The organism is Thalassospira sp. ABD4_177, from assembly GCF_056160125.1.
In genome coordinates this window covers 1,005,632-1,027,068 of sequence record NZ_JBSWWO010000001.1, presented here as the reverse complement: position 1 = coordinate 1,027,068, position 21,437 = coordinate 1,005,632, and the positions used below count along the sequence as shown (strand labels likewise).

At 56.2% G+C, this 21,437-nt stretch carries 21 protein-coding genes; 18 read left to right on the top strand and 3 right to left on the bottom strand.

From position 1 onward, the window contains the following. Window positions 1-11: 11 nt before the first annotated feature. The 9 genes from ACXAF0_RS04730 to ACXAF0_RS04690 all read left to right on the top strand — a co-directional run bounded on the left by ACXAF0_RS04730 (window position 12) and on the right by ACXAF0_RS04690 (window position 8,849). Window positions 12-1,328, top strand: a complete 1,317-nt coding sequence (locus tag ACXAF0_RS04730) for a murein hydrolase activator EnvC family protein (RefSeq protein WP_475344236.1) — start codon at window positions 12-14, stop codon at window positions 1,326-1,328. Then, a complete protein-coding gene (locus tag ACXAF0_RS04725) occupies window positions 1,325-2,626 on the top strand; it encodes a S41 family peptidase (RefSeq protein WP_475344235.1) in 1,302 nt (433 codons plus the stop codon). Before ACXAF0_RS04730 ends, ACXAF0_RS04725 begins: the two co-directional genes overlap by 4 nt. Before the next feature lie 58 nt (window positions 2,627-2,684). Further along, window positions 2,685-4,214, top strand: coding sequence for a divergent polysaccharide deacetylase family protein (locus ACXAF0_RS04720; RefSeq protein WP_475344232.1), 1,530 nt, complete (start codon window positions 2,685-2,687; stop codon window positions 4,212-4,214). Window positions 4,215-4,253: 39 nt separating this feature from the next. Then, entirely contained in the window at window positions 4,254-4,799 is a 546-nt protein-coding gene (locus ACXAF0_RS04715; protein WP_475344230.1) for an RNA pyrophosphohydrolase, read from the top strand. An 84-nt stretch (window positions 4,800-4,883) separates the two neighbouring features. Continuing rightward, window positions 4,884-5,072 (top strand): hypothetical protein, encoded by a 189-nt coding sequence (locus ACXAF0_RS04710; protein WP_475344229.1) that lies wholly within the window; start codon window positions 4,884-4,886, stop codon window positions 5,070-5,072. Between the two features lie 130 nt (window positions 5,073-5,202). After that, on the top strand, window positions 5,203-6,009 hold the full coding sequence (locus ACXAF0_RS04705; protein ID WP_475344228.1) for a methyltransferase domain-containing protein: 807 nt from the start codon (window positions 5,203-5,205) through the stop codon (window positions 6,007-6,009). A 42-nt stretch (window positions 6,010-6,051) separates the two neighbouring features. Continuing rightward, a complete protein-coding gene (locus ACXAF0_RS04700; RefSeq protein ID WP_475344226.1) occupies window positions 6,052-6,897 on the top strand; it encodes an alpha/beta fold hydrolase in 846 nt (281 codons plus the stop codon). A 220-nt stretch (window positions 6,898-7,117) separates the two neighbouring features. Continuing rightward, window positions 7,118-7,795: a hypothetical protein gene (locus tag ACXAF0_RS04695; RefSeq protein ID WP_475344225.1), complete on the top strand. Its 678-nt coding sequence runs from the start codon at window positions 7,118-7,120 to the stop codon at window positions 7,793-7,795. Window positions 7,796-7,862: 67 nt separating this feature from the next. Beyond that, the gene (locus ACXAF0_RS04690; protein WP_475344223.1) at window positions 7,863-8,849 is read left to right on the top strand and encodes a squalene/phytoene synthase family protein; all 987 of its coding nucleotides are present in this window, start codon (window positions 7,863-7,865) and stop codon (window positions 8,847-8,849) included. Between the two features lie 98 nt (window positions 8,850-8,947). On the opposite strand, the gene ACXAF0_RS04685 is transcribed toward ACXAF0_RS04690, so the two are convergent. From ACXAF0_RS04685 to ACXAF0_RS04675, 3 genes are all read right to left on the bottom strand, one after another. Continuing rightward, window positions 8,948-10,144 (bottom strand): phosphoglycerate kinase, encoded by a 1,197-nt coding sequence (locus ACXAF0_RS04685; protein WP_475344222.1) that lies wholly within the window; start codon window positions 10,142-10,144, stop codon window positions 8,948-8,950. 185 nt (window positions 10,145-10,329) lie between these two features. After that, complete coding sequence (dapF, locus tag ACXAF0_RS04680; protein ID WP_475344221.1) at window positions 10,330-11,175, bottom strand: diaminopimelate epimerase; 846 nt, start codon at window positions 11,173-11,175, stop codon at window positions 10,330-10,332. A 110-nt stretch (window positions 11,176-11,285) separates the two neighbouring features. Next, window positions 11,286-11,792 (bottom strand): hypothetical protein, encoded by a 507-nt coding sequence (locus ACXAF0_RS04675; RefSeq protein WP_475344220.1) that lies wholly within the window; start codon window positions 11,790-11,792, stop codon window positions 11,286-11,288. A 417-nt stretch (window positions 11,793-12,209) separates the two neighbouring features. Here ACXAF0_RS04675 and ccoN point away from each other — a divergent pair, with 417 nt between their 5' ends. From ccoN to ACXAF0_RS04630, 9 genes are all read left to right on the top strand, one after another. Next, window positions 12,210-13,667, top strand: a complete 1,458-nt coding sequence (ccoN, locus tag ACXAF0_RS04670) for a cytochrome-c oxidase, cbb3-type subunit I (protein WP_475346223.1) — start codon at window positions 12,210-12,212, stop codon at window positions 13,665-13,667. A 13-nt stretch (window positions 13,668-13,680) separates the two neighbouring features. Continuing rightward, window positions 13,681-14,412, top strand: coding sequence for a cytochrome-c oxidase, cbb3-type subunit II (ccoO, locus tag ACXAF0_RS04665; RefSeq protein ID WP_475344218.1), 732 nt, complete (start codon window positions 13,681-13,683; stop codon window positions 14,410-14,412). Window positions 14,413-14,427: 15 nt separating this feature from the next. Next, window positions 14,428-14,589, top strand: a complete 162-nt coding sequence (locus ACXAF0_RS04660) for a cbb3-type cytochrome c oxidase subunit 3 (protein WP_167722914.1) — start codon at window positions 14,428-14,430, stop codon at window positions 14,587-14,589. Window positions 14,590-14,604: 15 nt separating this feature from the next. Next, entirely contained in the window at window positions 14,605-15,477 is an 873-nt protein-coding gene (gene ccoP, locus ACXAF0_RS04655) for a cytochrome-c oxidase, cbb3-type subunit III (RefSeq protein WP_475344216.1), read from the top strand. Window positions 15,478-15,783: 306 nt separating this feature from the next. After that, complete coding sequence (gene ccoG / locus ACXAF0_RS04650) at window positions 15,784-17,283, top strand: cytochrome c oxidase accessory protein CcoG (protein ID WP_475344214.1); 1,500 nt, start codon at window positions 15,784-15,786, stop codon at window positions 17,281-17,283. Window positions 17,284-17,315: 32 nt separating this feature from the next. Continuing rightward, a complete protein-coding gene (locus tag ACXAF0_RS04645; RefSeq protein WP_475344213.1) occupies window positions 17,316-17,837 on the top strand; it encodes a FixH family protein in 522 nt (173 codons plus the stop codon). Continuing rightward, a complete protein-coding gene (locus tag ACXAF0_RS04640; RefSeq protein ID WP_475344211.1) occupies window positions 17,834-20,257 on the top strand; it encodes a heavy metal translocating P-type ATPase metal-binding domain-containing protein in 2,424 nt (807 codons plus the stop codon). The genes ACXAF0_RS04645 and ACXAF0_RS04640 overlap by 4 nt, the downstream gene beginning before the upstream one ends. A 4-nt stretch (window positions 20,258-20,261) precedes the next feature. Beyond that, on the top strand, window positions 20,262-20,450 hold the full coding sequence (gene ccoS / locus ACXAF0_RS04635) for a cbb3-type cytochrome oxidase assembly protein CcoS (RefSeq protein WP_475344209.1): 189 nt from the start codon (window positions 20,262-20,264) through the stop codon (window positions 20,448-20,450). 79 nt (window positions 20,451-20,529) lie between these two features. Further along, a complete protein-coding gene (locus ACXAF0_RS04630) occupies window positions 20,530-21,228 on the top strand; it encodes a cyclic nucleotide-binding domain-containing protein (protein WP_475344208.1) in 699 nt (232 codons plus the stop codon). Window positions 21,229-21,437: the final 209 nt, after the last annotated feature.

Below are 21,437 nucleotides of genomic sequence, written 5' to 3'. Positions count from 1 at the left end.
CCCCGTTCGCTATGACTGCACTTGTGCTGTGCATGGCGAACGGGGCAGCGCCTTCTTTTGCCCAATCGCTGCAAAAGGTTGATCAGCAGCTTGATCAACTCGAAAGCCAGCTTTCCGAACAGCAAAAACAGGAAGAATTCCTGTCGCGCAAATCGCGTGAACTCTGGACCGAGGAACAAGCCCTTCAGTCCGAAGCGATTTCAGTTGCCAGGCGTACCCAGCGCCTTGAAACCACGCTGACCGATCTCGAAGATCAGCTCGAAACGCTTGAAGCGCGCGAAAAAACTGCCGCCACCAGCCTTGAGGACAAGGCCGGGCAATATGCCCGCATCCTGATGGCTCTGCAGCGCCTGTCGACCACCCCGCCTGAAGCCGTGATTGCCCTGCCGACATCACCGCAGGATACCCTGCGCTCTGCCGTGTTGCTCAAGGCCGCCTTGCCCGGGGTCGAGCAACATGCACGTGATCTGCGCAAGGAACTGACGGAAATCGCAACACTGCGTGAAGACATCCGGGAACGGCGAAGTGATGTCGCCAGTGCGACCGATGAATTGCAGCAGGAACGTACATCCCTTGCTGCCCTGCTGGATGAAAAGCGCCGCCTGCGCGCCCAGACAGAGGCCGAAGCCGAAGAAGCCGCCAAGGCGGTCAGCCTGCTCGCCGATGAGGCCAAATCACTGGGCGAGCTTTTGCGCAATCTGCAAAACCGTGCCGAAGGCCTGCCGATGCCGCGCGCACGTCCTGAAATGCGCGCGACTGCAAGTACCGAACCGGATACCGATATGCTGGGCGCAACAACGATTGCGAAAAGCACGCCACCTCCGCCGCCCGAGAGCAAGACTGAGCCAGCAAGCAATGCTCCGAGCAGCGGCAGCGATGGCAATGACGAAGAAGAATTTGCCGTTGGCAGTTCAATTACCCTGGCGCAAGGCAACCTCAGGATGCCTGCCAGTGGTAAAGTGGTTACACTTTTTGGTGAAAAATCGCGTGGTCCGGATGGTTTGACCGTCAACCGATCCAAGGGAATTGAGATCAGCACCCGCGCAAATGCGCAGGTCGTCTCACCTTTTGACGGCAAAGTTGTCTTTGCCGGTCCCTTCCGCGGGTACGGCCGCCTCTTGATTATCGAACACGGCGAAGGATACCATAGCCTTATCGCCGGTTTTGATCGGCTCGACAGTGTGGTAGGACAATATCTGTTGGCGGGCGAACCTGTTGGTATTATGGGTGAAACTTCGCCAAAACTATATCTGGAGATGCGCCAGGACGGGGAAGCAATCAATCCGCTTCCATGGCTGGCCTCGAAAAACGGCAAGGTAAGTGGATGAAAACCTCACGATTGGCAGTACTCGCACTCGCGACCGGCATGACTTTCGGCCTTGCGTCGCCAGTTTTGGCGCAATCTTCAACCTCCTCGGCGGAGACCTATCGCCTGCTTAATCTGTTCGGCGACGTGTTCGAACAGGTCAAAGGCAAATATGTCGAAGACGTCGATGACAAACAACTGATCGAAGCCGCCATCAACGGCATGCTGACATCGCTTGATCCGCATTCCTCCTATCTCAATATGGATAATTTCGAGGAAATGCAGGTCGATACCCGCGGTGAATTTGGCGGCCTTGGCATCGAAGTCACGATGGAAGACGGCTTTGTCAAAGTCATCGCACCGATCTATGACACGCCCGCCGAAAAGGCCGGCCTTCAGCCGGGCGATTTCATCACCCACATCGACGGCACCGCCATTCGTGGCATGACGCTTAATGATGCGGTCGAGATGATGCGCGGCAAGGTCAATACCGACATTGTCCTGACCATCATTCGCAAGGGCGAACAAACCCCGTTTGACGTTACCCTGACCCGGGCCGTGATCAAGATCCAGTCGGTGCGCGCCGAACCCAAGGATGATGTTGGCTATATCCGCATCACCAAATTCAACGAACAGACCTTTAGCGGCCTGCAGCGCGCCATTGGCGACATGCGCGAAGAAATCGGCCCGGAAATCAAGGGCTTGGTGATTGACTTGCGCAACAATCCGGGCGGCCTTCTTGATCAGGCGATTTCGGTATCCGACGCCTTCCTTGATAAGGGCGAGATCGTCTCGACCCGCCCGCGAGACACCCAGAATACCGAACGCTACAACGCGCGTAATGGTGACCTTAGCGAAGGTCTGCCAATCGTGGTTCTGATCAATGACGGCTCTGCCTCGGCATCCGAAATTGTCGCAGGCGCCCTTCAGGATCACCGCCGTGCGGTCATCATGGGCACGCGCAGCTTTGGCAAGGGATCGGTTCAAACCATCCTGCCAATGCCGGGCAACGTCGCCCTTCGCCTGACCACGGCGCGCTATTACACGCCGTCAGGCAAATCAATTCAGGAAGTGGGCATCGTGCCGGACATCATCGTTCCGCAGGCACGTGTCGAAAGCATCGAGGCCGATACCCGTCGCTCGGAAGCATCCCTTAGCGGGGCGCTTCGCAACGAGGACGAAGGCATCACCGATGCGGAACAGGATGCAAATTCCCGCCGTGACGAGGCCGAGCAGCTGGCGATTGATGACTATCAGCTATCACGTGCGCTTGACATGATCCGGGGTATTTCCCTGTTTGGCCCACGTCCGAATGGATAAGGGTGGGCCCGGCATCGTGAGAGACTGACTGTTCGTGTTCAGGAAAATCCTAAATTCCTTGCCGTTCCGAAAAAAGAAGAACGGCGACATCGACGGGGAAATGGCCGATGATCTGGCCGAAGACCTTGGCGAGGGGATGACTGACGCCGACGAAGATGAAGATGACGTCAATCTTGATGACCTGCCCTTTGACGAACTGCCGATAGAAGTCCAGTTCAAACGACTGCCAAAGCGCCCGAAATCACGGCGCAGCTGGCTGTCAAAAATGCTGATCATTACGCTTTTCCTGTCACCATTTGGCGCAACCGCCGTGGCGATGATCCCTATCCTGGATCCTGAAACCGGCTGGCGGCTTTTCCATACCGGCGGACCTGAATCAACGATGACGGTTCCGGGCACAGAGCGTGAACTGCAAGAAGAAATCGCACGCGGCGTTCAGGACGTTCAGGATCGCGACCGCGCCGCACAGGAAGCCGCCAACGGCGAAAATGGCGACGGCCAGTCTGCCGAAGACATTGCAGGCGACCTTGATGGTGTCTCTGATCTCATCGGCACGCCGGGTGCGGACGGCACCAATGGTAACGACGCCCCGACGCCCGAAGAGCTCGCCGCCCTGATCGAGGAAGAAGGATCGCTTGACGAACCGATCGAACCCGATCCGCTGCGTCCGGCACCGCTGCCGGGACTTGATGAAGAAGGCAGCTTTGGCCGGATCCCGCGTATTGGCGATGATGGCACAACACCATTTGATGCCTATAAGCGCCCGTTTGAACTGCCCGAAGACACACCAGTTGTCGCTGTGATGCTGACCGGTGTCGGCCTGAACGAACAGCGTACCGAAACGGCGATCAATGATCTGCCGCTTAACATTTCACTGGCGATCTCGCCCTATGCCCGGGATCTGCAAACGGTTGCCCGCGAAGCACGCGCCATGGGCCATGAAGTCTTCCTTGAACTTCCGATGGAACCGGCCGACTTCCCGCTTTCCGACCCCGGCCCGCGTGCACTTTTGACATCCCTGTCAGAGGGTGAAAACCTTGTCCGACTGGAATGGCTTCTGGCGCGTTTCCCGGGATATGCTGGACTGGTCAGCCGTCAGGGATCGAAATTTGGCAGCCTTGATAGTGCCATTCGCCCGGTGATCGAATTCATCTCGCGCACGGGTCTGATGTATGTCGAAGGATCGGGCAGCGGTGTCGCCAGTTACGGCGCACAATTGGCGGCAAATGCCGACACCCCGAATGCAATCGGCAATGTGATCATTGACGAGACGCCAAGCCGCCGCCAGATCGACAGCCGTCTGGCCGAACTGGTCGAAATGGCCAAGCGTACCGGCGTTGCTGTCGGGATTGCCCAATCCTATCCGGTCACGATCCAGCGCCTGCGCAACTGGGCCTTCCGCCTGCGCCGGCAGGGTGTGGTTCTTGTCCCGGTCAGTGCAATTACCGGCCAACAAGTCACCGCGCAATCCGCTGACGAGGCCGAAGCCGCCCGCCTTGAAGCCGAAGAACGAGAACGTGAAGTCATGGCCGAGCAGGCAGCCCAAGAAGAAAACGCAGAACCCGCCAACACAATCGAGAACGAGTGACAGATGCCGGACCACCCGGCCCGTCCGTCAGGAGAAATCATGGCAAAAAAGTCCGATAAACCCAAAAAGACGGAAACCGTTACCCCCGATAAAGTCACGGCTGACGATCTTCCCTATCGTCCGTGTGTCGGCATTGCCCTGTTTAACGCTGACGGCCTGGTGTGGATGGGCAACCGGTTCGGGTTTGAAGGCGCCTGGCAATTGCCACAGGGTGGCATTGATGATGGTGAAACCCCGGTTGAGGCCGCCATGCGCGAACTCGAAGAAGAAATCGGCACCAACAAGGCCGAAATCGTTGCCGAAACACCAAGCTGGCTGACCTATGACTTGCCAGAGCATCTGATTGGCAAGGCGTTCAAGGGCAAGTATCGCGGCCAGAAGCAAAAATGGTTTGCCATGCGCTTCACCGGCAAAGACAAGCACATCAATATTGATGTTCCGCATCCGGAGTTTGATAGCTGGCGCTGGAATGATCTGGCGACCCTGCCTGACCTGATTGTGCCATTCAAAAGGCCGGTTTATTTTCAAATTGCGGCCGAATTTCATGATGTACCGCAAAGAATTCGTGAAATGGGTCGGGCATAAAACGATGTTTGCGGCTTGATCGCTGCACAGTTTTCGCTACATTTTGCTTATTATAACTCACATCCGGCTTAGAGGAGTTCCAGCATGGGTATGGATCGGTTGATCTTTGGTGTTCTGACCATCGTGGTCGGTCTGTTTGGCCTGTTTTATGCGTCAGGTTCGCACGACGGCTATTCCTACTTCGTCGGCCTTACGATGTTCATTGGCGCCGTGCTGTTCATGTTCCACCTGATCAAAGGCCATTATGACCAGCTCGAAGCAGCTGATCACTGATCGCTGACGGAATGTGACAGGACCTCGGGTCCGGTTTGCTGCGCCCCGTTCTCTGGTTCGGGGCGCAAGTCTTTGGGGTTTCGTCACCTCAATGCTTCAAACGACTCCCGAAACGCGATAAGAGTTTCCCATGAGCAATACACATTGGGACCCTGCCCGTTACGGTTTATTTGGCAATGAGCGCCTGCGACCGGCCATCGATCTGATTTCACGTTTGCCCAAACCGGCAAACGGGTTTTCACCCCGTCACATTGTCGATCTTGGCTGCGGTCCGGGATCGGTGACCGCCGTTCTTGCTGATGCCTATGGGGCGGGCACAACGGACGGACCCGACATCATCGGGGTTGATTCTTCAGACGAGATGCTTGAAACCGCGCGCAAGCGTGATGAAAACATCACCTGGCAAAAGGCCGACATTGCCGACTGGCAGCCAGATGAACCGGTTGATCTTTTGTTTTCGAATGCAGCCCTTCACTGGGTGCCCGATCATTCGAAACTGTTTCCCCTCCTTCTTGAGCATATCCGCCCCGGCGGCATCATTGCCATTCAGGTGCCCAACAATTTCCTGGCACCCAGCCATCAATTGATCGGCGAAGCCGGCATGGACTGGCGCAAGGAAGTGGCAACCGCCATGCATGCCGCACGCATCATGCGCCCGGGCGATTATTTTGATGTGCTCGCACCGGCCTGTGACGACATCGATCTGTGGCAAACCCAGTATTGCCATGTCCTGACCGGTCCGGATGCGGTCTATAACTGGACCAGTTCGACCATCTTGCGGCCGGTCATGGCCGCCCTGCCCGATGACGAAGCGCGCGAGACCTTTACCAAGAAATACAAGGAACGCCTTAATCAGGTTTATCCGTCCCGCGATGACGGACGCACCCTGTTTCCGTTCAACCGACTGTTCATGATCGCGTGCAAAAAATCCGCATAACGATCAAAGTCAGAACCAGACATCCCTGACAAGGAGCACCGCATGGTCGACTTTCGCGAACATTTCGTCAAATGCTGCGGGTATGAGGTCCATGTCAGGGCATGGGGCGATCCGGCCAACCGGCCGCTTTTGATGATGCACGGGCTTGCCCGCCTGGCCGATGATTTCGACCATGTCGCGCCGCATTTCACCGATCAATATTATGTGCTGTGCCCATCGATGATCGGGCGTGGTTTCTCTGGCTGGGCCAGCGATCCGGATACGGAATACACCGTGCCTTTTTATGTCGCACAGATGTTTGAACTGCTTGATCATTTCAACATTGATACCTGCGACTGGATTGGCACATCGATGGGCGGGTTGATTGGCCTTCACGCCACGACCGAGGTCGCCGGGCGGATCGAACGGCTGGTTCTCAATGACATTGGACCGGAACTTGATCCCGATGCCGTTGCCCGTATCAAATCCTATGTCGGGGCGTCACCGGAATTTGAAACCATTGATGAGGTCGAACAGCTTGTCCGGCTTGTTTATGCCTCTTTCGGGGTGGTCGACGACGCGACCTGGTCCTTTTTGGCATCGCGATCGGTCCGCCGTCTACCGAACGGTAATTTCATGATGCATTACGACCCGGAAGTGATGCGGGTCTTTGCCGAACATATTGATAAGTTTGATGCTTGGGCCGAATTCGACGCCCTACCCTGCCCGGTCATGTTAATCAGTGGCGAGAAATCCGACCTGATTCCCAAACCGATTGTTGATAAGATGAAGCAGAAAAAACCGGAAATGCCGGTTTTTGCAGTGGCGAACTGCGGGCACGCACCCCACTTAAATGATAAAGCGCAAATCGACGCAATTCGGGACTTTCTGAGCAAGAGCACATCCTGACCGGCCAAAGCCCGGTCACACGTAAGGATATCTTCACGCCATAAAATCCCGTCCGTCATAAATCCGATGATGTTTTGCCGCGCGCCAAGAACGCGGCACGGGTTGGGCGGTTGTTGGTTGGGACCGACAAAATCACACCATTCAAGCGTCCGGGACGAGACGCCGTCTGGCTGTTGCCTCGATTTTTGTGGTTGCTCAATCACCTGTGGGAACAGTCGACATGACAAAGCTGCAGTGGTTAAATTGGGTAAAAAGACACCGGACCCTGACGTTTCTGACGGCCTTGCTTTTGGCAAGTCTGGCTCAGAACCCTTCTGTATGGGCACAAACGCTTGAAAATGTGCCGCCGTCAAAAACCGGGATGCAGCTGGTTCCGGGTGGTTCGGCCTTTGGTCCCGACGGCATTTCATCAACACTCCCGCCCGGCTTTGATCAGGGGCTCACCCCGTCTTCCCGCTATGGCATTGCGCTGGCACCCGCGCCAAGCGATCCGCAAAACCCTTCACAATACTGGCTTGAATTCGGCGGCGCGCCGCGTGCTGATCACGGCATGAATGCCCAGATCGGGCTTGGCTATTCGCCGTCCCCCGATCTTGGTTTTACCGTGGGGCCGTTCCTTGATCTTGATGCCGCAACCCCGGGCAGGATCGGCATTTACCAGACCGATCGGTTTGGTGCCCAACGCCGCGTCCGTCCGGGTCTCAATCTAACCGGGGCGGGTGATGCCCATGATGCCGGACTTGCTGGATCGCTATCCTATATGCCGCTTGAAGATATCTGGATTGGATTGCACGGGTCGGTTTCGCGCGATTTGACGCCCCGCAATACACAGGACGGTTTACTTGATGGCATTGATGCGATGCTGGGGCTGACGGCAAGCTATCGGATCGAATTCTGATCTTGCGCGGGCCGGGCAGTCCTGTATGACTGTTTGAAAGGAAACCCAAGGGGACATTCAGACGCGCATGAGCCATTCGCTTCCACCAGAACACGCTGTGCTTGGCGCACCATTTGATGCCTGTAACGATCTGGCCGCGGCGAAAAACGCCAATCTTTATCGTGCGGCCATGCGCCTTGGCCCGGAACGTCAGCGATTCTTTCTGGCTGCCTATGCCTCGATGCGCGTGATTGACGATATCGTCGATGACGGTTTCCTTGAACTTCCCGACGCCCAGCGCGATGCCGAACGTGAAGACGTCCTTGAAACCGTGCATCAGTGGCAGGCCCAGGTCATGGCCGCCAAGGCTGATATGGACAACCCGATGCCCGAAGGCGGGCTGTTGACCGGTCCGGTTTATGACGCGCTCCGCCTGACCCTTGGCCGCAGCGACCTTCCCGCCGATCCATGGATTGAACTGGCCGATGCGCTTCATCGCGACATCGCGGAAGAACCGATGGATGAATGGGACGATTTCATCGCCTATTGCGAAGGGGCGACCGCTGCTCCGGCATCGATCTTTGTTTATCTGCTTTCTGCAAGACATGATCCGGAAATCGGCTATACCTCGCCGCTGACCAATCCGCCGCTTTATCATGCGCGTGATATGGCGATCTTTTGCTATATCATTCACATTCTGCGCGACCTGCCCGAAGACATCAAAGGCCCGGACCGCCTGGTTACCATCCCCTCAGAAATGCTGATTGCCGCCGACATCACCCTGGGCGAGATCCGCAATGCCATCGGTCAGGGCAAATATGATGACCTGGATTATCTTGGCAAAATCCTGCTTGAACATGCGTGGGAGCATTTTGAAACCGGTCAGGCGCGATCAAGCGAATTGCTGTCCGTCCTTGATACCGACGAGGCCGATACATTATCGCGCCTGTTCACCGTCTATATCGAACTGGCTGGTGCGATGACCGAAAATGGCTATGCCGCCTTCCTCAAGGATCGCGATGCCATCATGCGAAGCACCGCGCAAAACAGCCTGCCCGACGTCAAAAGGGATTAGAGCACGTTGCGCTCTAGATCCCTGGGCTTTCCCGGAACAGCCAAAAGAAAACCCCGCCAGTTTGGCGGGGTTTGTCATTTTACCATCAAGGCGATGGCTTAGCTCGCGCGAAGCGCTGCCACCCCCGGAAGGGTTTTACCTTCAAGCCATTCAAGGAACGCGCCACCCGCGGTCGAGACATATGAAAATGCCTGATCGGAATCGGCATGACGCAGGGCTGCGACCGTGTCACCACCGCCGGCAACCGACAGAAGTTTTCCTGCCTTGGTCAGTTCAGCAGCATGCTGAGCGACCGAGACGGTTGCAGTATCAAACGGCGTGATTTCAAACGCACCAAGCGGGCCGTTCCAGACCAGCGTTTCACAAGACTCGAGACGCTTGTTCAGATCAACAATGGTTGCCGGACCGGCATCGAGGATCATGCCATCAGAAGCAACGTCATCGATATCGGAAACATCATGCGGCGCATTGGCGGCAAATTCCTTGGCGACCAGCGCATCGACCGGCAGGACGATTTCACAATTCGCGGCTTCGGCCTTTTTGAAAATGGCGCGTGCGGTATCAAGCAGATCATGCTCACACAGCGATTTACCAACATTGACACCCTTGGCCGCCAAAAACGTATTGGCCATACCGCCGCCAATGACCAGCTGATCGACCTTGGCAACCAGATTGCCCAGAAGATCAAGCTTCGTGGAAATCTTCGCCCCGCCGACAATCGCCATCACCGGATGTTTCGGTGCTTCCAACGCATTGCCAAGTGCTTCGAGCTCAGCCTGCATCAAACGGCCCGCATAGGCCGGAAGTGCGCGCGCCAGCCCCTCGGTCGAGGCGTGCGCACGGTGCGCGCAGGAAAAGGCGTCATTGACATAAACGTCACCCAGTTTGGCGAGCTCGGCGACAAAGGCCGGATCGTTCTTTTCTTCTTCGGCGTGGTAGCGCAGGTTTTCCAGAAGGGCGATTTCGCCGTCTTCGAGGCTATTCACAACGCTGGCTGCTGCATCGCCAATGCAATCATCGGCAAACTTCACCGGACGACCAAGCTGCTTGGCAAGGGCCTCGGCCACCGGTTTCAGGGTCATTTCCAGAACGCGCGCGCCTTTCGGGCGGCCGAAATGGGTGATGACCACCAGTTTCGCACCGGCATCGGCCAGTTCGATCAGGCCCGGAACGGTACGGTCGATACGAGTCGTATCGCCCACAACCCCATCTTTCATCGGAACGTTAAGATCAGCGCGCAGCAAAACGCGCTTGCCAGCGACATTGACACCGTCAAGCGTATTGAAGTCAGCCATTATCTGAACCTGCTTTTGAGTTTCACAAAAGACGGGATTGGGTGTCCCGACATGGATTGAGCCAAATCCTGATGCGCCCTGTTTTGCCCGATCAGCGCAACCGACGCAAGGCCGGATCAGGCCCGCAAAATTACCTAAAAGAAAAACCGGCCAACGTTTCCGCCCGGCCGGTTTTCAAAACCTGATCAATGGTTCCCCAGAAGGGATGCATGCAAAAAGCCCGAGAAACTGGTCGCCACCGGCCCGGTCATCAGAACATGATCATCGGGCAGCCATTCAATCGTTAGCGGCCCACCATCAAGAACGACTTCGACCTTGCGTCCGGTCAGGCCACGGCGTGCTGCCGCAACACCCGCGGCACAGGCCCCGGTGCCGCACGCCCGAGTGACCCCGACGCCGCGTTCCCAAACCCGCATGCGCAGTTTGTTTTCATCAATGATACTGCAAACCTCGATATTGGCACGTTCCGGGAACATTTCGTGATGTTCAAGCACCGGCCCCAGCTTTTCGATATCAATCGCCTCGGCGTCATCGACAAAGAAAACGCCATGCGGGTTGCCGACATTAACGCCAACCGCGTCTGACAGCGGACCAAGGGAAAGCGGAATATGATTGGTATCAACCGCCTCGGACAGCGGGATATCACGCCAGTCCAGTTTGACCTGCCCCATATCAACCGTCACCCGGCCATCGGCCAGACCATTGGCATCAAGCAATCCGACAACGGTTTCAATGATGACTTCCTTGCGGCCCAGTTCGCCCATGATGACATTGGCGACACAGCGCGTGGCATTGCCACAGGCCTCGACCTCGCCGCCATCATTGTTGCGGATGCGCATAAAGGCATCGGCCAGATCATCACGCGCCGGTTCAATAACAATCAGCTGATCACAGCCAACCCCGGTCTTGCGATCGGCAATGCGGGCCGCAGTCGCGTTATCAAGATCAAGCACAGCGGGATCGCGTCGTCCGTCAAAGACAACGAAATCATTTCCCAGACCATGCATTTTGATAAAAGGAATACCGTTCATACCCGCCTTATAATCCTGATTGCGCACTGCGTCCACAGGGGGAATCCCCGACAGGCTGCGCGATTCTCGCAGCGATGATCGATTAGAACGGAATTGGGTGGTTGGGGGACTTAGGCCGACATACGCGGTTCCGCTGGCGCACAATAACGCACTTTGCTGGGCGCATATCCCGAACGCGCAAAATAGGTCCGCAGGCGGTCGTCAGGTTCACCAAGCGATACATAGACATTGCTGCACTGGTGAATGCGGGCCAGACGGGTCATGCCATCGCGCATGGCATCCAGAACATAGTCGCCCGACACAATTTCAACCGCCATGACATTGTCGACATGCAAGACAAGGCCATCGGTCATGTCATCGCGGACATAATAGGAAAACAGGCCGTGGATATAACCGCGTTCATTGGCAATCACGATGATGCCGCGCTGACGCTGCCAGAGGATGTCATCACCATCGGTTCTCGCACCAAAAGGCTCCTTGGCCACCGGCACGCAATACTGATCGACGAATGCACGCCAACGATCAAATGACATGTCGACTTTCAACATCTGAACCAGCGGATAGGTCATATCCGCGGTCTGTGCTGTAAGTGGAAGTGACTTATAGGCTTCTGACATGATCCTGCCCTCTAGAATTTATCAGATCATGCCGGAAATAATTCGCGCTCACCTTGATGTGCATCAACACCTTTTAAGGGTTTGGCGCGCATAAACACAGCCAGTACAGAAGTACCCATCCGAAGGGCCTTAACGTTTCCTCCGATTGAATTTCTGACGGGTTTGCAAGCCAATATTGACGTAGGTCAATGGCTTTGGGACGATCAGTCCGCATACTCATCGAACGAATTAGGAAACCTCGCCCGGAATGACGCGCCCTGACGTAAAGCCAAGGCGTATTTTGGGTGGGGCTTTTTGTGCAGGTGAATCAAAGGTCGGAAGGTCAGCGATTCACCAGGACTATTGAAACTGCCCGAGAGGGTTTTGGGCAGTTCACCCGACCACCTTGAACGGGAGTCAAGCATGAGCCAGGGGAGCATGGCACAGGCAGCATCGCCTTCAGTTGCTGTCGATTATAATATGGACGTTGTGCGCTGGGGCGCACTTGCGACCGTATTTTGGGGAGTAGTCGGATTTTTGGTGGGCGATGTCATCGCATGGCAGCTCGCATTTCCGGTTCTCAATTTTGATACCGAATTTTTGAACTTCGGACGTTTGCGTCCACTGCACACGTCCGCAGTGATCTTTGCCTTTGGCGGTAACGCGCTGCTGGCGACGTCATTCTATGTGGTGCAGCGCACCTGCCGCGCTCCGCTTTATGGCGGCAAGGCACTTCCGGCGTTTGTGTTCTGGGGTTACCAGCTGTTCATCGTCTTGGCAGCCATCGGTTATGTCACCGGTGTGACCCAGGGGCGTGAGTATGCCGAACCGGAATGGTTTGTTGACCTTTGGCTGACCATTGTCTGGGTTTGCTATCTGGCGGTCTTCGTCGGTACTCTGCTCAAGCGTACAGAGCCGCACATCTACGTTGCGAACTGGTTCTATCTGGCCTTTATCGTGACCATTGCGATGCTCCATCTGGGCAACAACCTTGCCATTCCGGTCTCATTGTTTGGCACGAAGTCCTATTCGATGTTCTCTGGCGTGCAGGATGCATTGACCCAGTGGTGGTACGGCCACAACGCTGTGGGCTTTTTCCTGACGGCTGGCTTCCTGGGCATGATGTACTACTTCATTCCGAAGCGTGCCGAACGTCCGGTTTATTCCTATCGCCTGTCGATCATTCACTTCTGGGCGCTGATCTTCCTGTATATCTGGGCTGGTCCGCACCACCTGCACTACACCGCGCTTCCTGACTGGGCACAGACCCTTGGCATGACCTTCTCGATCATGTTGTGGATGCCGTCATGGGGCGGGATGATCAACGGCCTGATGACGCTTTCGGGCGCCTGGGACAAACTGCGCACGGACCCGGTTCTGCGCTTCATGGTCGCAGCTGTCGGTTTCTACGGCATGTCGACCTTCGAAGGCCCGGTCATGTCGATCAAAGCCGTCAACGGCCTGTCGCACTATACCGACTGGACCATTGGCCACGTGCATTCCGGTGCATTGGGTTGGGTTGCCTTCGTATCGTTCGGTGCAATCTACTTCCTGATCCCGGTCCTTTGGAATCGTGAACGCCTGTATTCGATGCGCCTTGTGGCCCATCACTTCTGGCTCGGCACCATCGGGATCGTTCTTTACATCACCTCGATGTGGGTTTCGGGGATCATGCAGGGCCTGATGTGGCGCGCCTATGACGAGCTTGGCTTCCTGCAGTATTCCTTCATCGAAACTGTCGAGGCAATGCATCCCTACTACATCATTCGTGCAACCGGTGGCCTGTTGTTCGTGCTGGGTTCGCTGCTGATGGTCTGGAACGTTTACAAGACCATCAAGGGTGACCTGCGCGAAGAAGCACCAATCGGCACACCTGCAACCGTTGCAGCCGAATAAGGGGGAACGAGATATGCTTCTTAAAAAACACCATTTTGTTGAAAAGAACGTCTTTGTTCTGATCCTTGGTATTTTCCTGACTGTCATCATCGGCGGTATCGTTGAAATCGTACCGTTGTTCACGATGGAACAGACCATTGAGAAGGTTGAAGGTGTCCGTCCTTATTCGCCGCTCGAACAGGCCGGTCGTAACATCTATATCCGCGAAGGTTGCTATAACTGCCATTCCCAGCAGATTCGTCCGTTCCGCGACGAAGTCGAACGGTATGGCCATTACAGCCTTGCAGCAGAATCGATGTATGACCACCCGTTCCAGTGGGGTTCAAAACGTACCGGTCCGGATCTGGCCCGTGTTGGTGGCAAATATTCCAACGCATGGCACGTTGCCCACCTGATTGACCCGCGCGCTGTTGTGCCGGAATCGATCATGCCGGGCTATCCGTTCCTGGCGGAACGCAAACTGGACTTCGATGACGCTCAGGCACATCTCGAGACCCTCAAACTGGTAGGTGTCCCCTATTCAGACGAGATGATCGAGGCGGCCAAGGCAGACCTTTACCTGCAGGCCAGCGAGGATGCGGCGTGGGATGATGATTTCCTCGCACGGTATCCGAATGCGGCAACAGGTGATTTTGACGGCAACCCGGAACAGCTGACTGAAATGGATGCGCTTGTCGCATACCTGCAGGTCCTTGGCCGGATGGTCGACTTCACCACCTACAACCCGCAGATGAACCTGCGCTAACGCAAGGGAATCGTCATGGAATTCTTTACGCAACTCGCTGACTTTTTCCGCCCTCTGTGGGGTTTGTGGCTGATGCTGCTGTTCAGCGCGATTATTGCCTGGGTCATGTGGCCGAGCAAAAAGCGCAACAAGGACATGGAAGCACATGCGCAGATCCCCTTCCGGGATCAGGATTGAGGGGAGAACAGAGCTATGTCGACTAAAGTCGAGAAAGATCAGGTATCCGGAACAGATACCACCGGTCACGAATGGGATGGCATCAAGGAACTCAACACTCCGCTGCCTTCCTGGTGGGTCTATGTCTTCTGGATTACGTGCATTTGGTCGGTTGGTTACTGGGTGGTTTACCCGTCCTGGCCGACTGCCAATGATTATCTCAAGGGTATGTTTGCAACCACCAACCGTACCCAGCTGCACGAAACCATGGCCAACGTTGCGGCCGAACGTGCACCTTACATGGAACGTCTGGCAGCCCTGGATGTCTCGGAAATCACCAATGACAGTGAACTTCTGAACTTCTCCATGGCTGGCGGCAAGGCGGTCTTTGCCGACAACTGCGCACCGTGTCATGGCACGGGCGGTTCGGGTAACCCGGGCTTCCCGTCGCTTCAGGACGATGCGTGGCTTTGGGGCGGTACGCTTGAGGCGATCAACGAAACACTGCATGTCGGTGTGCGTTGGGATGCCAACGAAGATACCCGCTTCAATGACATGCCGGCCTTCGGTCGTGACGAACTGCTTGAACGTGACCAGATCGAAGATGTGGTCGAGTATGTTCTTGCCTTCACCGATCGTGCAACCGACACCGCTGCAGCGGATCGTGGTGCGGTCGTCTTTGAAGAGAACTGCGCATCCTGCCACGGCGAAGATGCCAAAGGCATTCAGGATCTCGGTGCGCCGAACCTGACCGATGCCATCTGGCTCTATGGTGGTTCGAAAGAAACCATCACCGAGACGGTCATGAATTCCCGCGGCGGAGTCATGCCGGCATGGGGTGGTCGTCTGGACGAAGAAACCATCAAAATGCTGACGGTTTATGTCCACTCGCTCGGTGGCGGCCAGTAAGCAGCACGCCAAATCGCTTTCAAGGAAGGCCCGCGATCAATGATCGCGGGCCTTTTTTCTGCGCGCCTGATCAATCGGGCTGCTTTCGCGTACTTTTCCCACAGAACCGTCCGACAAATTGACATGTGTCATGGTGTCTGAAGTGGGCCTCTCGTATCTTCTGACTGAGATTTGAATAATTAGAGTTTGCCCTGCAAAGCTGCCAGAAACCAACTTCTCCTGACAGCCTAACCTTCAAAACGACTGGCGGGTTCGCCCCGCACAGAGAGCAGTCGTCGGGTTCAGAGCAACAACCAGGTAGCGAACATGGCCATGTCCAATTTGCAGCATTCCGAAGTCCCCCCGCAGGCTAATCCGAACCTCACACCAGAGGAAGAGGATATCCAGCTTTATAAAACGCGCGACAAAGTCTATCCGAAACGCGTCTCCGGTCGCTTCCGGAACCTGAAGTGGTTTGCACTGATCGCCCTTCTTGGCATCTATTGGGTCGTGCCGTGGCTGCGCTGGGATCGGGGTCCGACCGCCCCCGATCAGGCTGTTCTGATCGACATGGATTTGGGCCGTGCCTATTTCTTCTTCATCGAAATCTGGCCGCAGGAAGTCTATTACATCACCGGCATCCTGATCATGGCGGCTGTTGGTCTGTTCCTGGCGACGTCGTTGTTTGGCCGTATCTGGTGTGGCTATGCCTGCCCGCAGACGGTCTGGACCGACCTGTTCATGCTGGTTGAACGTTACATTCAGGGTGACCGCAACGCCCGTGTCCGTCTCGACAAATCGAAATGGACGTTGGAAAAAGTCTGGAAAATCAGTGCCACCCATCTGGCCTGGATCGTGATTTCCATGGCGACCGGCGGGGCGTTTGTCCTGTATTTCCATGACGCACCGACCGTGATGGTCGATATCTTTACCGCCAATGCCAGCTTTGGCACCTATGTCACGATCGCGTTTTTGACCGGTTCGACCTATCTTCTGGCCGGCTGGGCGCGTGAGCAGGTCTGCACCTATATGTGCCCGTGGCCGCGCTTCCAGTCTGCCATGCTTGATGATGAAAGCATGATCGTCACCTACGAAAACTGGCGCGGTGAAACACGTGGTCCGCTCAAACGCAAAAACCTTGTTCGCGGCGAAGTGCCCGAAACCGGCCACTGCATTGATTGCCACGCCTGCGTCAATGTATGCCCGACCGGCATTGATATCCGTGATGGCCTTCAGCTTGAATGCATCGGCTGTGGTCTGTGCATCGATGCCTGTAACGAAATGATGGACAAGGTCGGCTTCCCGCGTGATCTGGTCCGCTTTGACTCGGTGCAGAACACGCAGCTTCGCGCGCAGGGCAAGGCAACCCGGGTACGCATCATTCGCCCGCGGACCATCTTCTATTCGGTGCTGTTGGTGATCATTGCATCTGTGATGATGTTTGGTCTGGCCAACCGTTCGGTGCTGGAACTCAATGTCCTGCGCGACCGCAACCCGCTGTTTGTTGCCCTGTCCAATGGTGATGTACGCAACGGCTACACCATGAAGGTTCTCAACAAGGAACAGGCCGAGAAAACCTATGTCCTGTCCATTCAGGGGCTGGATGCCACCGAGCTTCAGGTCATCGGCCTGACGCCCAATCAGGATGGCACCTTTGATCTTGATGTGGCACCGGACCGGGTTGGCAGTTTCCGCGTGTTTATCGCCGCCGATCCTGACGACCTTGACGGCAAATCAACGCCGTTCGAATTTACCGTGACCGATCAGGACACCGGAAATACCGAAACATATGATACAGTGTTCGCCGGTCCCGAGACCGACAACTGATCGCAGCAGCGCATCAGTATTGGAGACAAGAAATGGCTATGCAGATGACGACATCCCCTTCTTCCGATCAAAACGGCCCGCGCAAGTCGGACCGCTGGATCCCGTGGTACTTTGTCGGCGGTTTCGCCATCATGCTGATCGCCAATATCTCGCTGATCACCTTTTCGATGACCAGCTGGAATGGCCTCGTGACCAAGCATGCCTTTGAAGAAGGCAACAATTATAACGCGGCCATTTCCGGGGCTGCCCGCCAGCAAGAACTTGGCTGGCGCAGCAAGCTTAGCGTCGATGGTGTCATTGATCAGAATGGCACCATCACGGTTCTGTTCCGGGACAAGGACTCCAATCCGATTACCGGCGCCAAGATGTCTGTCATGATGTCGCGCGCCGATCGTGACGATCTTGATGCCACCATCCCGATGGCGGAAATCGCCCCGGGTGAATATCGTGCAAGTGCCTCCTTCCCGGTTTACGGTCGTTGGCAGCTGCGTACCGTCGCCAATGCGATGGGTGATGATTATCAGACCGTCGAGTATGTCGTCGTAAATCCATGAACGCCCCCCTTCAGTCCTGTCGTCACTGTGGCGAACCGGTGACGCCCATGTCACCGGCGGCACCCGACTTTTGTTGTGCCGGGTGTGCCGGTGCCTATGAGCTGCTGGGCGAGTTGGGACTGACTTCCTATTACAAGCGACGTGCGATCGATCCCAAGGTCCGTGCGCTTCGCCCGGACGAAGAAGAAGTCGCAAATTTCGATTTCACCGAACTGGCCAGCACCGATAGCGAAGGCCGCCATCACCTTAACCTGATGGTTGATGGCATCCATTGTGCAGCCTGTGTCTGGTTGATTGAAACCCTGCTGCAGCGAAACAGCGCGGTCTTGCACGCACGCGTCAATATGACGACCCGCCGCCTGCGCCTGAGCTGGCAAGGCGACGTCAGTGACATCGAAGACATCATTCGCCCGGTCATGCAGATGGGCTATCGCCTGATCCCGTTTGATCCGGACGCCCTTGAACAGGCCACCACATCGCGCAACAAGGAACTCCTGCGCTGTCTGGCAGTCGCCGGGTTTGCCGCGGGCAATGTGATGTTGCTGTCGGTTTCGGTCTGGGCCGGGTATTTTCAGGGCATGGGTGGGGCGACCCGCGATCTGTTTCACTGGATTTCCGCCCTGATTGCGCTGCCCGCAGCGGCCTATGCCGGATTGCCATTTTATCGCTCAGCCCTTGGTGCCATTCGCAATCGCCGGGTCAATATGGATGTGCCAATCAGTCTCGGTGTCATTCTGGCGCTTGGCATGAGCTTGGCACAAACCATCCGCGGTGAACCGCATGCCTATTTCGACAGTGCGATTACGTTGCTGTTTTTCCTGCTTATCGGGCGCTACCTTGATGGGCGTGCACGTGGACAGGCACGCTCGGCGGCTGAACATCTTCTGTCGCTGAATGCCCGCTCGATCACGGTCATTGATCCGGATGGCACCCGACGTCTGATTGCGCCGCAAAAGGCGACACCAGGCATGATCGTTCTGGCTGCGGCTGGCGAGCGCATCGGCATTGACGGCAAGGTCATCGAAGGCCAGTCCGATATCGACACCAGCATCATTACCGGCGAAAGCATCCCGGTCCTGACCCGTCCGGGCACCACGGTCTTTGCCGGCACCACCAATATATCCGCCCCGCTTCGCATCGAGGTGACGGCGACCGGCGGCAATACCTTGCTGTCAGAAATCGTCCGCCTGATGGAAAATGCCGAACAGGGCCGCGCCCACTATGTCGCGATTGCCGACCGGGTTGCCAAGGCCTATGCGCCAGTGGTTCATACCCTGTCGCTGGCGACTTTTATCGGCTGGTGGCTGATTGGTGGTATTGGTTGGCAGGATGCGCTGATGAATGCCATCGCGGTTCTGATCATTACCTGCCCCTGTGCGCTGGCCCTTGCCGTTCCTGTCGTTCAGGTGATTGCCACCGGGCGACTGTTGCGCGCCGGGGTTCTGGTGAAATCGGCAACAGCCCTTGAGCGTCTGACCAAAATCACCGGCATCATTTTCGATAAAACCGGCACCCTGACCACGGGCAAACCCGAACTTGTCGGCCAACCGGCTGAGGACAAATTGATGCTGGCGGCCAGCATGGCGGCCAACAGCAACCATCCGCTGTCGCGCGCCCTGGTGCGTGCGGCGGGCAATGTCACCGCACACCCTAATGTAACGGAACAGGCCGGACTTGGTCTGATGACGGCGGGCCCCGCCGGTCCGATCAGGCTGGGCAGCCGTGCCTTTTGCGATATTGCCGAAAATGCTGCCGTCCCATCTGATGTCACCGGACCGGAACTGTGGCTGGCGGAGCCGGGCGTTGCGCCAACCCGTTTTGTCTTCCGCGACACCATGCGAAGCGACGCACCCGATGTGATCGACACCCTGCGCAAACGCGGTTTTGAAATGACCCTGCTGTCGGGCGACCGCGAAAGCACCGTCCGTCAGCTTGCCGAAACGCTGGGCATTCCCAACTGGCAGGCCCGAATGTCGCCAACCCACAAAGCCAACCATATCCAAACTCGGTCAGATGCGGGCAAGCACGACCTGATGGTGGGCGATGGCATCAATGATGCCCCGGCCCTGGCGGCAGCCCATGCGTCAATGTCCCCGGCCACGGCTGCTGAAATTTCGCAAAATGCGGCCGACATCGTTTTCCAGGGCGACCGGCTTGGCGCAGTGATCGAAGCCATTGACGTCGCCCGCAAGGCTGACCGGCTTGTGCGTCAGAATTTTGCCCTGTCCTTTGCCTATAACATCGTCACGATTCCGCTGGCGGTATCGGGGTTTGTCACCCCGCTTTTTGCGGCCATCGCGATGTCATCTTCTTCACTAATCGTGATCGCCAACGCCTTGCGTTTGCATGTAAAATCAGGCAAGCCCGACGAGGTCGGCACGAAACCGGCAACCAAGTTGTCGCAGCAGGCAGGAGCCTAATGCCATGAGCAACCTCCTTCTCCTTATCCCGATAGCCCTGTTTCTGGGGCTTCTGGGCCTTGGCGCATTCTTATGGTCGTTGCGTTCGGGGCAGTTTGACGATATGGAAGGTGCTGCAAATCGCATTCTCTTTGATGACGACGACGTCGCGCCACCGACCGATTCAAAGAAATTCCATCAAAGCGATAGTTAGAATTGCTTGAAACAGCACTATATCATCAGATAGATTCAGTTTCATTCAGCCTACCGGGTCACCAGCATCGGAGTCTGCGATGGCAGTCCGCCCCCAAATTTGCGAAGCCTGTTCTATCAAGGATTTAACTTTCTGCTCTGCCCTGCATGGTGACGAGCATGATCAGCTGCGCCAATTGTTGACTCACGCTCATTACGACCCGCACAGCACGATTTTCCACGAGGCCGAAGAAGCCGACTACGTGTTCAACGTCACGACCGGCTCGGTAAAGTTGTACAAGCTACTCGGCGATGGCCGCCGTCAGATCACCGGCTTCCTGTTTGCCGGTGACTTCCTGGGTCTGGCCCTGAACTCGAACTACAGCTACTCGGCCGAGGCGATCGAACCGGTCACCGCCTGTCGCTTCCCGCGTCAGAAGCTTGAAAAGCTGTTCGACAAGTTTCCGCATCTTGAAAAACGCATGCTCGGCATGGCGGTCGACGAACTGGCTGCCGCACAGGATCAGATGCTTCTGCTGGGCCGCAAGACCGCCAAGGAAAAGGTCGCATCCTTCCTTCTGATGCTGGCCCGTCGCCAGGAACATCGCGGCGAAAGCACCGAGACCATCAACGTGCCCATGAGCCGATCCGACATTGCCGATTATCTTGGCCTGACGATTGAAACCGTGTCACGCACGCTGACCCAGCTTCGCAAGGAATCGACCATATCGCTCAAGGACAACCGCCATATCGAAGCGGTCGGTCTTGATATGCTCGAAGATCTTGCCGAAGGTCTTTGATTTCTTCGTACCTGTGAACGGCCAATCGGATTAAGCGGTACAGATCATTCGAAACATCAGTACCAACACGCCTGAAATGGCGGTTATTGGCCGAACTGCCTATTTCGCGATTGCAAAAAATGTTTCCCGTTCGCGGCCATGGTATTGTACACATGACCGCACGCCCGACAGAGATCGGGCAGCGAAATCCGGTTGTACCGGGGGAGAAA